The 13,989-nt window shown below is 71.1% G+C and carries 13 protein-coding genes and 2 pseudogenes; 4 read left to right on the top strand and 11 right to left on the bottom strand.

The window, feature by feature from the left end; genetic code table 11:
• Positions 1 to 32: 32 nt before the first annotated feature.
• From AB0D99_RS29120 to AB0D99_RS29110, 3 genes are all read right to left on the bottom strand, one after another.
• Positions 33 to 797, bottom strand: coding sequence for a maleylpyruvate isomerase family mycothiol-dependent enzyme (locus AB0D99_RS29120; protein WP_362368675.1), 765 nt, complete (start codon positions 795 to 797; stop codon positions 33 to 35).
• 196 nt (positions 798 to 993) lie between these two features.
• Complete coding sequence (locus AB0D99_RS29115) at positions 994 to 1,659, bottom strand: response regulator transcription factor (protein WP_362368672.1); 666 nt, start codon at positions 1,657 to 1,659, stop codon at positions 994 to 996.
• On the bottom strand, positions 1,656 to 2,882 hold the full coding sequence (locus AB0D99_RS29110) for a sensor histidine kinase (RefSeq protein WP_362368669.1): 1,227 nt from the start codon (positions 2,880 to 2,882) through the stop codon (positions 1,656 to 1,658). Before AB0D99_RS29110 ends, AB0D99_RS29115 begins: the two co-directional genes overlap by 4 nt.
• A 71-nt stretch (positions 2,883 to 2,953) precedes the next feature.
• Here AB0D99_RS29110 and recA point away from each other — a divergent pair.
• Both recA and recX read left to right on the top strand, forming a co-directional pair.
• A pseudogene (recA, locus tag AB0D99_RS29105) lies at positions 2,954 to 4,015 on the top strand (recombinase RecA); the annotation flags it as partial.
• A gap of 85 nt (positions 4,016 to 4,100) precedes the next feature.
• Positions 4,101 to 4,793, top strand: a pseudogene (gene recX / locus AB0D99_RS29100) (recombination regulator RecX); the annotation flags it as partial.
• A 153-nt stretch (positions 4,794 to 4,946) separates the two neighbouring features.
• Here recX and AB0D99_RS29095 read toward each other — a convergent pair.
• The 8 genes from AB0D99_RS29095 to AB0D99_RS29060 all read right to left on the bottom strand — a co-directional run bounded on the left by AB0D99_RS29095 (position 4,947) and on the right by AB0D99_RS29060 (position 11,518).
• Positions 4,947 to 5,366: a rhodanese-like domain-containing protein gene (locus AB0D99_RS29095; RefSeq protein ID WP_362368666.1), complete on the bottom strand. Its 420-nt coding sequence runs from the start codon at positions 5,364 to 5,366 to the stop codon at positions 4,947 to 4,949.
• Entirely contained in the window at positions 5,363 to 5,911 is a 549-nt protein-coding gene (locus tag AB0D99_RS29090; protein WP_362368663.1) for a cysteine dioxygenase, read from the bottom strand. Before AB0D99_RS29090 ends, AB0D99_RS29095 begins: the two co-directional genes overlap by 4 nt.
• An 86-nt stretch (positions 5,912 to 5,997) precedes the next feature.
• Positions 5,998 to 6,045: a hypothetical protein gene (locus AB0D99_RS29085; protein WP_352018865.1), complete on the bottom strand. Its 48-nt coding sequence runs from the start codon at positions 6,043 to 6,045 to the stop codon at positions 5,998 to 6,000.
• Positions 6,046 to 6,116: 71 nt separating this feature from the next.
• Positions 6,117 to 7,892 carry an FAD-dependent monooxygenase gene (locus AB0D99_RS29080; protein WP_362368660.1) on the bottom strand — a complete coding sequence of 592 codons (1,776 nt, stop codon included), beginning with the start codon at positions 7,890 to 7,892 and terminating at the stop codon, positions 6,117 to 6,119.
• Positions 7,893 to 8,055: 163 nt separating this feature from the next.
• Complete coding sequence (locus AB0D99_RS29075; RefSeq protein WP_362368656.1) at positions 8,056 to 8,982, bottom strand: amino acid ABC transporter permease; 927 nt, start codon at positions 8,980 to 8,982, stop codon at positions 8,056 to 8,058.
• Complete coding sequence (locus AB0D99_RS29070; protein WP_362368653.1) at positions 8,979 to 9,626, bottom strand: amino acid ABC transporter permease; 648 nt, start codon at positions 9,624 to 9,626, stop codon at positions 8,979 to 8,981. The genes AB0D99_RS29075 and AB0D99_RS29070 overlap by 4 nt, the downstream gene beginning before the upstream one ends.
• A gap of 125 nt (positions 9,627 to 9,751) precedes the next feature.
• On the bottom strand, positions 9,752 to 10,669 hold the full coding sequence (locus AB0D99_RS29065; protein WP_362368650.1) for a glutamate ABC transporter substrate-binding protein: 918 nt from the start codon (positions 10,667 to 10,669) through the stop codon (positions 9,752 to 9,754).
• Positions 10,670 to 10,732: 63 nt separating this feature from the next.
• On the bottom strand, positions 10,733 to 11,518 hold the full coding sequence (locus AB0D99_RS29060; RefSeq protein ID WP_362368647.1) for an amino acid ABC transporter ATP-binding protein: 786 nt from the start codon (positions 11,516 to 11,518) through the stop codon (positions 10,733 to 10,735).
• Between the two features lie 294 nt (positions 11,519 to 11,812).
• On the opposite strand from AB0D99_RS29060, the gene AB0D99_RS29055 reads away from it, so the two are divergent.
• Entirely contained in the window at positions 11,813 to 12,517 is a 705-nt protein-coding gene (locus AB0D99_RS29055) for a response regulator transcription factor (protein ID WP_362368644.1), read from the top strand.
• A gap of 15 nt (positions 12,518 to 12,532) precedes the next feature.
• A complete protein-coding gene (locus tag AB0D99_RS29050; RefSeq protein ID WP_362368641.1) occupies positions 12,533 to 13,930 on the top strand; it encodes a HAMP domain-containing sensor histidine kinase in 1,398 nt (465 codons plus the stop codon).
• Positions 13,931 to 13,989: the final 59 nt, after the last annotated feature.

The following is a 13,989-nucleotide window of genomic DNA, read 5'->3' as shown; positions in this document are numbered from 1 at the left end:
GCGTACGGCCGACGGATCGAGGACTCAGAAGATCAGTCCCAGTCCCGCAGCTGCTGGAGCAGCCCGGCGTCGCCCTCCATCCGCACCGCCTCGGCCGGGACGCGCATGTACATCAGCAGGGCCAGCTCGCTCGCCGTGCCGTGGAGGGCGGCGGTGGGCTTGCTGTCGGCGGCCTCCGCCGGGGTGAGGCGGGTGAAGCGCGAGCCGACGGCGTCCAGCGTCTGGCGCCAGGAGGGGCCCTCGGCCGTGTGGTAGTCCATGGTCGCGGGCTCCCGGGGCCACGGAGTCGTGACGGTGCAGACGGTGGCGAGGAACTCCTCGGCGGCGTCGAGCGCCTCGGTCGTCGGCAACTCCTGCGGGGCGCCGGAGGCCAGCTGGGCGTCGTAGGTGTGGATCATCGACTCCGGGACGCGGCGGCGGGCCACGGCGGCCACCGTGTGCGGCGAGGCCAGCGGCTCCCACCAGGCCCAGCAGGCCCGGTCCGGGCCGGCCTCGCGCAGGGCGGTCAGCAGCTGCTCCGTCGAGTCGGCCAGCCAGGCCACCAGGGCCTCGCGCCCCTTGGGCGCCGCCAGCCCGTCCTTGCTCGGCCGCTCGTCGCCCGGCGCGGTGTTCAGCACGATGTGGGCCCAGAAGCGGTCCCCCTCGCTGAGGTGGTTCGCCAGGTCGTACAGCTTCCACCCCGGGCAGGACGGGACGTCGGCGTCGAGGCTCGGGGCGGCGGTGATCGCGGCGCGGAACGCGGCGGACCGCTCGTCGATCATCTGCAGCAGCGTGGGGAAGTCGAGATTCTCGGTCACGCGGGATCTTGTATCACCCGGCCGGATGCCCACGCACCCGAATAGTTCGCGCCCCTGGTGTCCTGAGTCCTTCATCCGACGGCACCACGTCGGCCGGCTTCGGCCCAGGACGTCCCATGCACTGATCAACGACGGGTCAAGGACTCGGGACACCAGGGGGATCCGGTGGATCACGCGGCGCCGGGGACGCCGGAGGTCAGCCCAGCCAGCCCGGCGTGATCATCCCCGACTCGTACGCCAGGATCACCAGCTGCGCCCTGTCGCGGACGTCGAGCTTGGTCATGATCCGGCTGACATGCGTCTTCGCCGTCGCCGGGGACAGCACGAGCCGTCGGGCGATCTCGTCGTTGGAGAGCCCCGCGCCGACCAGTCCCATCACCTCGCGCTCCCGCTCGGTGAGCGCGTTCAGCCGCGGGCCGGGATCGGGCTGCTTCGAGCGGCCGGCGAACTCGGCGATCAGCCGACGGGTGACGGCCGGGGCGATCAGCGCGTCGCCGCGGGCCACCACCCGTACGCCGTGCAGCAGCTCCATGGGCTCGGTGTCCTTCACGAGGAAGCCGCTCGCTCCGGCGCGCAGCGCCCCGTACACATAGTCGTCGATGTCGAAGGTGGTCAGGATCACCACCCTGACCTCTTCGAGCCGGGTGTCGGCGGTGATCCGGCGGGTGGCCTCCAGGCCGTCGAGACCCGGCATGCGGATGTCCATGAGGACCACGTCGGGGCGCAGTTCGCGGGCGAGCGTGACGGCCTGCTCGCCGTCCGCGGCCTCCCCGACCACCTCGATGTCCTCCTCGTCGGCCAGGATCGAGCGGAAGCCCGCCCGGACCAGGGTCTGGTCGTCGGCGAGTACGACGCGGATCATCGAGGGTCCCCCTTGGACGTGGTGGTCGTGGACGCCGGGACGTCGACCGGCAGCCGGGCGTCGACCCGGAATCCCCCGTCGGTGCCCCGTACGGTCAGATCGCCGCCGAACGCCCGGGCGCGCTCGGCCATACCGCGGATGCCGCTGCCCAGGGGCTGCTCCTCCGGAGCCCCCTCGCCGTCGTCCTCGATCCGCAGCCGCAGCTCGTCCGCGCGCCAGTCGAGCGTGATCGTGGCGGTACGGGCCCCGGAATGCCGGGTGACGTTGGTCAGCGACTCCTGCACGATCCGGTACGCGGCGAGATCGACCGGAGGCGCCAGCGGAACGGGCGTCCCGGTCAGCTCCGTACGGACGTCGAGGCCGGTGCTCCTGGCCCGCTCCACCAGCTCTCCGAGCAGGGCGAGCCCGGACGTCGGCGAGGTCGGCGCGGCCTCGTCGGCCTGGCGCAGCACGCCGAGCGTCGCGCGCAGCTCGCGCAGCGCGTCCTTGCTGGTGGCCTTCACCGCCTGCAGCGCCTCCTCCGCCGCGGCCAGCGCGACATCGGGGTCCGGCTTCTTGCCGAGCCGGTGCAGCACCGCACCGGACTGGACGTTGATGAGCGAGATGGTGTGGCCGAGGACGTCGTGCAGCTCCCGGGCGATCCGCAGCCGCTCCTCGGTGGCGCTCTGCCTGGCGCGCGCCTCCTGCTCGCGCTCGGCGGCCAGCGCCCGCTGCTCCACCTCGCGCAGATAGGCGATGCGGGTCCGCTGCGCGCGGCCGACGGCGACCAGGCTGATCAGCCAGCCGGCCAGCATCGCGAGCGAGGTGTCGTCGATCTGGCGATGGCCCGGCGCCTGCCGCATCTCGCCCAGTCCGACGGCGAGCAGCGTGACGGCGGCGAGTGCGACGGCCGCGGCGAAGCGGCCCTCGGCGGCCGTGGTGTAGAGCGCGAGCGCGAAGGTGATCATCAGGGGACCGTCCTGCGCGGACACGGGGTAGTAGGCGACGCAGGCGAGGAGCGTGACGACCGCGACGGTGACGGGGGCCCGGCGCCGGAAGCAGAGGGCCCCGCCCCCGACCGCGATCAGCGCCCAGCCGATGACGGTACGGCTGACGGGCTCGTCCGCGTGCCGCGCGGACACCAGCGTCCAGACGGCCACGACGAGGGTGACGACCAGCGCCACGACGACATCGGCGGCCCGCGGAGACATTCGGCCGCGTCGGACGCGGAAGGGGAGGGCCATGTCAGGAAGGATAGGCGGGCGCGACAGGCCCCGCGTGGTGCGCTTGACACTGAAATCGAACATGCATTCTCATGGGATTCCGGCCCTGGGAATCGCGGGGTGGTGGGCGAGTTATCCACAGGCCGGGGGGACGACGGGGCCCGTTGTCAGTGGCAGGGGTTAGCGTCTTTCACATGAAGCGATCGACTCAAGCAAACCGGGTGGAACCCATGGCAGGCACCGACCGCGAGAAGGCTCTCGAAGCCGCGCTCGCTCAGATTGAACGGCAGTTCGGCAAGGGCGCCGTGATGCGCATGGGCGACCGCACCCAGGAGCCGATCGAGGTGATCTCCACCGGCTCGACCGCCCTCGACGTCGCCCTCGGCGTCGGCGGTCTGCCGCGCGGCCGTGTCGTGGAGATCTACGGACCGGAGTCCTCCGGTAAGACGACCCTCACCCTGCACGCCGTCGCCAACGCGCAGAAGGCCGGCGGCCAGGTGGCGTTCGTGGACGCCGAGCACGCCCTCGACCCCGAGTACGCCAAGAAGCTCGGCGTCGACATCGACAACCTCATCCTGTCCCAGCCGGACAACGGTGAGCAGGCCCTCGAGATCGTCGACATGCTGGTCCGTTCCGGCGCCCTCGACCTGATCGTCATCGACTCCGTCGCCGCGCTCGTCCCGCGTGCGGAGATCGAGGGCGAGATGGGTGACTCGCACGTGGGTCTGCAGGCCCGCCTGATGAGCCAGGCCCTCCGGAAGATCACCAGCGCGCTCAACCAGTCCAAGACCACCGCGATCTTCATCAACCAGCTCCGCGAGAAGATCGGCGTCATGTTCGGCTCCCCGGAGACGACGACCGGTGGCCGCGCCCTGAAGTTCTACGCCTCGGTGCGCCTCGACATCCGCCGCATCGAGACCCTCAAGGACGGCACGGACGCGGTCGGCAACCGCACGCGCGTCAAGGTCGTCAAGAACAAGGTCGCGCCGCCGTTCAAGCAGGCCGAGTTCGACATCCTCTACGGCCAGGGCATCAGCCGCGAGGGCGGCCTGATCGACATGGGCGTGGAGCACGGCTTCGTCCGCAAGGCCGGCGCCTGGTACACCTACGAGGGCGACCAGCTCGGCCAGGGCAAGGAGAACGCCCGCAACTTCCTGAAGGACAACCCCGACCTCGCCGACGAGATCGAGAAGAAGATCAAGGACAAGCTCGGCGTCGGGGTCAGGCCGGAGGAGGCGTCCGCCGAGGCGGCCGCGGGCACCACGGGTGGCACGGAGGCGGCACCGACGGACGAGCCGGCCAAGGCTGTCCCGGCCACCAAGGCCACCAAGGCGACCAAGGCCCCGGCGGCCAAGAGCTGACGCTGTGACCGGTCGCACCGAATGGCCGGGCGACAGTTCCGACTCGTCGAGGGCCGAGAAAGAGCTGTCGCCCCAGGATCCGGCTGAGCGGGCGCGGGCGATCTGCCTGCGCCTGCTCACCGGGACCCCCCGCACGCGCAAGCAGCTCGCCGACGCCCTGCGCAAGCGTGAGATCCCCGACGAGGTCGCGGAGGAAGTCCTCTCGCGGTTCGAGGACGTGGGCCTCATCGACGACGCCGCGTTCGCGGACGCCTGGGTGGAGTCCCGGCACCACGGGCGCGGGCTCGCCCGGCGGGCACTCGCCCGCGAGCTGAGGACCAAGGGCGTCGACCCCTCACTGATCCAGGAAGCCGTGGGGCAGCTGGACTCGGAGCAGGAGGAGGTCACCGCGCGCGAGCTCGTCGACCGCAAGCTCCGCGCCACCCGCGGCCTCGACCGGGACCGCAGGCTGCGGCGCCTCGCGGGAATGCTCGCCCGCAAGGGATACCCGGAAGGCATGGCCCTCCGCGTCGTCCGGCAGGCCCTGGAGGCCGAGGGCGAGGACACGGAGGGGCTGGACGAGCCGTTCTAGACGGCCTGCCCGCGCAGGTCGGGGCGGCCCACCGGCGTACGAGCCGCGCCACCGGCCCGTACACCTCGGAGCCGCCGGCCGCGCGCCGCGGCTGCCCTCGGCGTACGAGCCGCAGCGACCGCCCATGCCCCGCGGCGCCGCCGGACGCGGGATCTACCCCCGTGCGGCCGACAGCAGTACCGGCAGGCCCGCCGCCTTCCACGCCTGGAAGCCGCCGATCACGTCGGTGGCACGGTGCAGCCCCAGCTGCCGCAGAGACGCGGCCGCCAGCGAGGACGCGTACCCCTCGTTGCAGAACACGACCACCCGCAGGTCGTGGCCCGTCGCCTCCGCGGCGCGATGGCTGCCCAGTGGATCCAGGCGCCACTCCAGCTCGTTGCGCTCCACGATCAACGCACCGGGGATCAGCCCGTCCCGCTCACGCAGCGCCGCGTACCGGGTGTCCACCAACAGCGCGTCCCCCGCCTCGTACGCCTCGTGGGCCGCACGAGGGTCGATCCGGTCCAGGCCGGAGCGGACCCGCTCCAACAGCTCGTCGATGCCCACCCGCTCGGTCGCGTTCCGCTCGCTCACTGCCAGTCCCCCGGACCCTCGACCTGCTCAAGACGGAGCACCGCGCCCGACCTGCTGAACCGCCGGATCAGCGGGAGCGGTGGATAGTACGCGTGCACCGACACGGCATGCGCGTCACGGGACTCGTTGAGCACCTCGTGCACATGGTGCTGCCCGAAAGCGCGCCCTTTGCCCGCGGGCAGCAGCCGCTCGCGGTCGACCCCGTCGGCCAGCTCCAGGGTCTTCCAGCCGCGCGAAGGCAGCCGCACCGCCAGCGAGTTCTCCTTCAGGGTGCCGCGCGCGGTGGTGAACGCGCCCTGCGACTCGGCGTGGTCGTGCCAGCCGGTACCCGTCCCGGGCGGCCAGCCGATCAGCCACGCCTCACTGCCACCGGGGCCGTCGAGCCGTACCCACGTACGCCCTTCGGGATCGAGCGGGAGGGAGTCGATCAACTCCGTGTCGGCGGCGGTGCGGCGGACGAAGTCCAGAAGGTCGGCGGCGGAGGGTGTGGAGGGGCCGGGCGAGGAGGCGGGGGGCGCCGGAGGCGCGGAGACATGCTGGGGCACGGAGGACCGTCCTGAGGTTCGCGGAAGAAGCGCGCGACCAGCACGCCGGCGTCGACGGCGCGGGGCACGCGAAGGAAGAGGCGAATTCAGAAGGACGGGCGACACACGCAGCCCGCGTAGCGGACGAGGTCCATATGGACCCTCCGCCACAGGCGCACATCGGTGTCGGTCACGCTCCGGAGTACACCATGTGCGCCCACGAGGGTCAATTGATGTCCGCGGTGCGGTCGCTGTCCTTGGACACCGGCTTGGGCATGGGCTTGGCGACGGCCTGCGACGAGGACGGCGCGCCGGGCCCTGACGCGGGCGCGGGGGTGTGCTCCGCCGCCGGCCCGGAGGTGTGCTGCGCCGTCGGCCCGGTCCCGGGCGAGGTCCTGGGGCCGGGATCGGCCGCCTTGCCGCCGCGCGTCGCGTCGGCGGCCGCGTACAGCTCGTCCGGCCGGACCCCGGGGAAGGAGGCGACCAGATGACCGTCGGGCCGTACCAGCAGGACGGTGTGGGCCGCGGCTCCCGGATACGCCTCCGTCACCAGCAGCTCCGCCTTCACCGGCAGCGCCCGGACCGCCTCGACGAGCCGGGGCATCACGCCCGCGCTCATCCAGTGCCGCCGGTCCCACACACCCGTTCCGGGCGCGACCAGGACCACCAGCAGCCGCCCCTGCCCGAGCCGGTCCCGGAGCCTTACCGTCGTGCCGTCCGGCGCGGTCACCCGGACGTCCTCGACCGGCGCGCCCTCGTCCGTACCCACCGCCACCTGCGACACCCCGGCGTCCTGGGGGGCGAGGGGGGAGTGCGGGTACGCGGGAGGCGCGCCCAGCGGGCCGCGCCCCAGATGGCCGTCCGTCAGCATGCTGTCGTGGCTCCGCGTGCCGCCGGAGAGGTACGTCCGCAGCCCCCCACCACCGCGCAGCACGGGCAGCGACTGGTCGGCGGCCCGCAGCCGGGAGGCCACGGCGGCCCTCCGCTCGCTCTGATAGCTGTCGAGCAGCGTGTGCGAGGCCCCGTGATGCCAGGAGTAGGCCAGCTTCCAGGCCAGGTTGTCGGCGTCCCGCAGCCCCTCGTCGAGACCCTGGGTGCCGACCGCGCCGAGCAGATGGGCCGCGTCACCGGCGAGGAACACGCGGTCCACCCGCCAGCGCCGCGCGAGCCGGTGGTGCAGGGTGTGGACGCCGGTGTCGATCAGCTCGTACGGAGGGGTCTCCCCGCCGCACCAGCCGGCCAGCGTGTCGCGGATCTTCGTGACGAGCGCGTCCGGGGTGACGAGGTCGCCGCGCGGCGACAGCAGCCAGTCGATCCGCCAGACGCCGTCCGGCAGCGGCCTTGCCGTGACCTCCTCGCCACCGCCCCGCCACGGCGGCTGACGATGCAACAGGGCCTCACCGGGCCAGGGGAGTTCGGTGCGCAGCGCGGCGACGGCATGCCGCTCCACCGCCGTGCGTCCGGGGAAGCGGACCCCGAGCAGCTTGCGCACCGTGGAGCGGGCGCCGTCGCAGCCGACCAGATGACTGCCGCGCCACCACGTCCCGCCGGGACCGCGGGTGTGCGCGGTGACACCGCTCGCGTCCTGCTCGATCGTGTCGAGCCGGGCGTCGGTGACGAGCTGGATGAGCGACTGCCCGGCGATCGCGTCGCGCAGTCCCCGCGCGAGCGCGTGCTGGGGGATGTGCAGGGGAGCGGCCGGGCTCTCGCCGTCACTCTCCGTACCACCGAGACCGAGACTCAGCTCGATGTGCCTCATCTGTTGCTTGCGACGCAGTGAGCGCCAGCCGACCCAGCGGACCCCCTCGTCACGGAGGGTGGCGCAGCCGAGCCGCTCCACCATGGCCGCCATGTCGGCGCGCAGCACGACGGTGCGGGCGGGGCGGGGTTCCTCCTTGCCGGACCCCTCGTCGAGGACGACGGTCGGCACGCCCTGCGAGGCCAGGGCAAGGGAGAGCGCGAGGCCCACGGGCCCCGCGCCGACGATGATCACCGGGTCCACGGCGCGGCTCCTGAAGGCCGTTCGGTCATGCGGGAAGCACAGCGAAGTGTGGCGCGAGCCCGGTGCGTGATCACAGAACGTATGCAACCCATTGCGGGTGCTTGCGTCAAGCGACGGGGGCAGCGGCGCGACCGCCACTGCCCCCGGATGATGTCACATACTGTCAGTTCTTCGTGATACCGGGCCCGTCGGCGTCACCCGCGCCGCCGGCCGCGTTTCCGAAGCCCTGGCCGGCGTCGGCGGTCAGGACGATCTCCTTCGCGGCGGCGTCGGGGGCGAGGATGCCGGTCTTCGCCCGGCGGCCCCGCTTCTCGATCCACGTGGCGAGCGCGGAGAGCGCCAGACACATCGCGATGTAGATGGTGCCGATGACCACGATGGTGGACACGTACGGGTACTGACCGTTGACCTGCGTGTTGGAGGCGATCAGGCGGGCCGTCTGGAGCAGCTCGGGGTAGAGGATCACGAAGCCGAGCGAGGTGTCCTTCAGGGTGACCACCAGCTGGCTGATGATCGTCGGCAGCATGGACCGGACGGCCTGCGGAATCAGGACGGTGGTCATGACCTGGGTCTTGCTCATGCCCAGGGCGTACGCGGCCTCGCGCTGCCCCTTCGGCACGGCGTTCACGCCGGCGCGCAGGACCTCGGCCTGCACACAGCCGTTGTAGACGGACAGGCCGATCGCCAGCGCCCACATCGAGTAGTCGATCAGGAAACCGACCCACACGGCGTAGATCGTGATCAGCAGCGGGATCGAGCGGAAGATCTCGATGAAACCGGTGGCCAGCACGCGGACCGGCTTGTGGTCCGAGAGCCGGGCGACGGCGAGGAGCACACCGAGGATGAGCGAGCCGATCGCCGCGAGGCCGAACGCCTTGAGGGTGGCGAGGACGGCGTCGGCGATGTTCTGCCGGATGCCCGCGTAGTTGAAGATGTCCCACATCGCGGGGTCGAGGTGACCCTTTTCGCTCAGCCGGACGATGCTCACGGCGATCAGCGCGACGATCGCGAGGGTGCCCACGACGGCGAAGATCCGGTTGCGGACGCGTGCCTTGGGGCCCGGGGAGTCGTAGAGAACGCTGGCACTCATCGGGCGACCTCCATGCGGCGCTCAAGGAGACGGAAGATCCCGCTGATGGTGAAGGTGACGACGAGGTACGCGGCCGCGACCCAGACGAAGATCGGGATGATGTCGTAGCCCTGCTCGCTCATCAGCGTCTGCCAGCCGAAGAGTTCGGTGACGCTGAAGGCGCCCGCGATGGCCGAGTTCTTGGTGAGCGCGATGAAGATCGAGCTCAGCGGCGGCAGCACCGTCCGGGTGGCCTGCGGCAGCACGATCATGCGCAGGGTCTGGGAGAACGTCATGCCGAGCGAGCGGGCGGCCTCCGCCTGGCCGAGCGGCACCGTGTTGATGCCGGACCGGACGGCCTCGCAGATGAACGCGGAGGTGTAGAAGCCGAGCGCGAGCGAGCCGAGCACGAAGGGGCTCATGCCCGGGAAGAGGATCTCCGGGACGACGAAGAAGGAGACCAGGAAGAGCAGCGTCAGCGGGGTGTTGCGCAGCAGCGTGACCCAGAGGGTGCCGAAGACGCGCAGGGGCGGTACGGGCGAGACCCGGAAGCCGGCGACGATGATGCCGAGGACCAGCGCGATGACCGAGCTGACGGCGGTGATCGACACGGTTCCTATGAAGCCGTCGCGGAACTCCGGGAAATGGTCGAGCAGTACGTTCATGAGGTCTCCGCGTCGGCGGTCAGCGGCCTACGGACAAGGCGGACGGGCAAGGCAGGGGCGGGCGTGCGCGCGCAGGGGGAGCGGCGCCCCGTACACCCGTACGGGGCGCTCGCGTCCTGGGGCGATCAGTAGCGGTTGACCGCCGGCGGCTCGACGTACGCGGAGCCGGAGAGACCCAGAGTCGCCTCGTAGATCTTCTTGTAGGTGCCGTCCTTGGTGTACTTCTCAAGGATGTCGTTGATCTTGTTGCGCAGGACGGTGTCGTCCTTCGCGACGCCGACACCGTAGGGCTCCTCGGTGAACGGCTTGCCGACGACCTTGAGCTTGCCGGCGTTGGCGGCGGCGTAGCCCTTGAGGATCGAGTCGTCGGTGGTGACGGCGTCGACCTGCTTGGTGAGCAGCTGCTGCACGCAGTCCGAGTACTTGGCGAGCTCGGTGGTCTCGGCGCCGTACTGCGGCTTCTTGATCTCCTGCAGCGGGGTGGAGCCCGTGATGGAGCAGACCTTCTTGCCCTTGAGGGTCTCCGGACCGGTGATCGCGGTCTCGTCCTTGCGGACCAGGAGGTCGGCGCCGGCCTTGTAGTACGGACCCGCGAAGCCGACCTGCGCCTTGCGCTTGTCGTTGATCGTGTACGTGCCGACGTAGTAGTCGACCGTGTTGCCGGAGATCGCCGTCTCACGGGACTTGGAGTCGACCGTCTTCCACTCGATCTTGTCCTCGGTGAAGCCGAGCTCCGCCGCGATCATCTTGGCGATCTCGACATCGAAGCCGGACCGCTCCTTGGTCGCCTGGTCCTCGAAGCCGAGGTACGGCTGGTCGGCCTTGGAGCCGATGACCAGCTTGCCGCGCTGCTGCGCCTTCTTGAAGGTGGGCGAGTCCAGCTGCACATCGGTGGCGACGATGTACTTGGGGAGCTGGGGGGCGCTCGCGTCGCCGGGCTTCACGGCGGGCTTGTCGCCGGCCGAGCCCTCCTTGCCACCGCAGGCGGTCGCGGTGAGCGCGAGTACGGCGACGGCCACGGCCGCGGACTTGCGGAGCTTCATGGTGAACATCCCTTGGTTCGTGGGTTGTTGGTCGGCAGGGTGAATCATGCGGGCTGACCGTCGTCAGTGGTGCAGGATTTTCGAAAGGAAGTCCTTCGCCCGGTCGCTGCGCGGGTTGCTGAAGAACTCGTCCGGCGTGGCCTGCTCGACGATCCTGCCGTCTGCCATGAACACCACGCGGTTGGCGGCGGAGCGGGCGAAACCCATCTCGTGGGTGACGACCACCATCGTCATTCCGTCCCGCGCCAGCTGCTGCATGACCTCGAGGACCTCGTTGATCATCTCGGGGTCGAGCGCGGACGTGGGCTCGTCGAACAGCATGACCTTCGGGTCCATCGCCAACGCCCGTGCGATCGCGACGCGTTGCTGCTGACCGCCGGAGAGCTGCGCCGGGTACTTGTCGGCCTGCGTGCCGACACCCACCCGGTCGAGCAGCGCCCGGGCCTTGGCCTCGGCCGCGCCCTTCGCCGTCTTGCGGACCTTGACCTGCCCCAGCATCACGTTCTCGAGCACGGTCTTGTGCGCGAAGAGGTTGAACGACTGGAAGACCATGCCGACGTCGGCGCGCAGCCGGGCCAGCTCCTTGCCCTCCTGGGGCAGCGGCCGGTCGTCGATGGTGATGGTCCCGGAGTCGATCGTCTCCAGGCGGTTGATCGTGCGGCACAGCGTGGACTTACCGGACCCGGAGGGTCCGATGACGACCACGACCTCGCCACGGGCGATGGTCAGGTCGATGTCCTGGAGCACATGCAGCGCGCCGAAGTGCTTGTTCACGTTGGACAGCACGACCAGGTCGCCCGCCGCCGCTACGGCGTCTTCCGAGCCCTTGGTCACTGACACTCCGCTCATCGGCTCTTGCTCCGTCCTCCTCGGTTGGGGAGGACACTAGGCACGCGTTGCTACCAGCGTCATTACATCTGAGCGGAAATTGAGGATAACGATACGGCCGCATACGGACACACTGCGTGAACGGGACGCCCGGAGGCGTACCGGGTCCATAACGGAAACCCCGGGGTAACAGGGGGACACTTGACTGTGACCGCGACCATCGGCGTTCATGCGTGGGTACACCCTGGTACACAGGTAGCCGTCACCGGACGGCCGTCACCGTCACACGATCACCGCAGCCACCGGAGGGGGGCCATGAGGCTTCTGCTCGTCGAGGACGACGACCATGTCGCCGCGGCTCTGTCCGCCGTACTGGCGAAGCACGGATTCACGGTCACGCACGCCCGCAACGGCGAGGAGGCGCTGCAGGCCGTGCTGCCCGCCGCGCACGGAGAGCGTCCGTCGTACGGGGTGATCCTGCTGGACCTCGGTCTGCCCGACCAGGACGGCTACCAGGTCTGCGGCCGGATCCGTAAGCTCACCGCCACACCCGTGATCATGGTGACGGCGCGGGCCGACGTGCGCTCCCGCATACACGGGCTCAACCTCGGGGCCGACGACTACGTGGTCAAGCCGTACGACACCGGCGAGCTGCTCGCCCGGATCCACGCCGTCAGCCGGCGCACGGCCGGTGGCGAGGAGTCCGGCGCGGCGGGCGAGGACGCGGCGCTGCGGTTCGGTGCCGTCGTCATCGAGCTGCCCACCCGCCGGGTCAGCGTCGACGGCGCCGCCGTACAGCTCACCCGCAAGGAGTTCGACCTGCTGGCCCTGCTCGCCCAGCGGCCGGGCGTGGTCTTCCGGCGCGAACAGATCATCAGCGAGGTCTGGCGCACCAGTTGGGAGGGGACCGGCCGCACGCTTGAGGTGCACGTCGCCTCGCTGCGCTCCAAGCTGGCGATGCCCGCCCTGATCGAGACCGTGCGTGGCGTCGGCTACCGCCTGGTCGCCCCGGCCGCGTAGCGGCCCGGCTCCCACGTGCGCACGCGTCTTCTCCCGCTCCTCCTCGTCCTCATGGCCGGGGTGCTGCTCGCGCTCGGCTTCCCGCTCGCCGCCAGCCTCGCCGCGGCCGAGCAGCAGCGCGTGATCGTCGACCGCCTCGACGACGCGGCGAGGTTCGCCGCGCTCGCGCAGTTCGTCAGCGAGACCGACCCCGGCATCGACGAGCGCCGTACGACGCTGCGCGGCGAACTGGACAGCTACCACGACGTGTACGGCATCCGTACCGGCATCTTCTACCGCGACTACCGGGCCATGGCCGCGGCACCGTCCGACTGGGGCGTGCCGGAGGAGGGCGAGGGGCGCCGGGCCTTCCAGGAGGCGCTGCTCGGGCGCCGCAGCCACGACCCGCCACAGGTCTGGCCCTGGCAGCCGAACGCCCGCATCACCATCGCCTCGCCCGTCGTACGGGACGGCGACGTCGTCGCCGTCGTGGTCACCGACTCGCCCACCGGACAGCTCCGTTCGCGCATCCTGCACGGCTGGCTGATCATCGCCGCCGGAGAGTTCGCCGCGATGCTGCTCGCCGTGGGCGCCGCCTTCCGGCTCACCGGATGGGTGCTGCGGCCGGTGCGGGTCCTCGACGCCGTCACCCACGACATCGCCACGGGGCAGATGAACTCCCGGGTGGCCGAGACGGGCGGACCGCCCGAACTGCGTCGGCTGGCCCGCTCGTTCAACGAGATGGCCGACAACGTCGAGGACGTGCTCGAACAGCAGCGAGCCTTCGTCGCCGACGCCTCCCACCAGCTGCGCAACCCGCTCTCCGCGCTGCTCCTGCGCATCGAGCTGCTCGCCCTCGAACTGCCGGAGGGGAACGAGGAGATCGCCTCCGTCCGCACCGAGGGCAAGCGGCTCGCGCAGGTCCTCGACGACCTGCTGGACCTGGCGCTCGCCGAGCACGCCGCCGCGGATCTGCGGTTGACCGACATCGGCGCGCTGGCGACCGAGCGGGTGGCCGCGTGGCGGCCGCTCGCGGAGGAGAGAGGCGTACGACTCGCGGGCGAGCGTCGCGCCGTGACGGCGTGGGCGGACCCGGTGGCGCTCTCCAGCGCGCTGGACGCGGTGATCGACAACGCGCTGAAGTTCACGCCGGAGGGCGAGGAGGTGACCGTCGCCGTCGCGTCGGGCGGGGACACCTGCACGATCGTGGTGGCCGACCACGGTCCGGGGCTGACGAGCGAGGAGCTCGAACGGGTCGGCGACCGCTTCTGGCGCAGCAACCGCCACCAGAACATCAAGGGCTCGGGCCTCGGCCTGTCCATCTCCCGGGTCCTGCTGGCCGCGGGAGGCGGCTCGATCGCCTACGCACCGAACGAGCCGCACGGGCTGCGGGTGACGGTCACGGTGCCGAGGACGGCGCCGCAGGGGCGGTGAGCCGGGGGCTTTCCGGGGTCTGAGCCGTCGGCTGTCCCGGGGTCTGAGCCGTCGGGCCT

Source organism: Streptomyces sp. NPDC047971 (assembly GCF_040653355.1).
In the GTDB taxonomy this organism is placed as follows: domain Bacteria; phylum Actinomycetota; class Actinomycetes; order Streptomycetales; family Streptomycetaceae; genus Streptomyces.
This window is presented reverse-complemented; position numbering and strand designations above follow the sequence as displayed.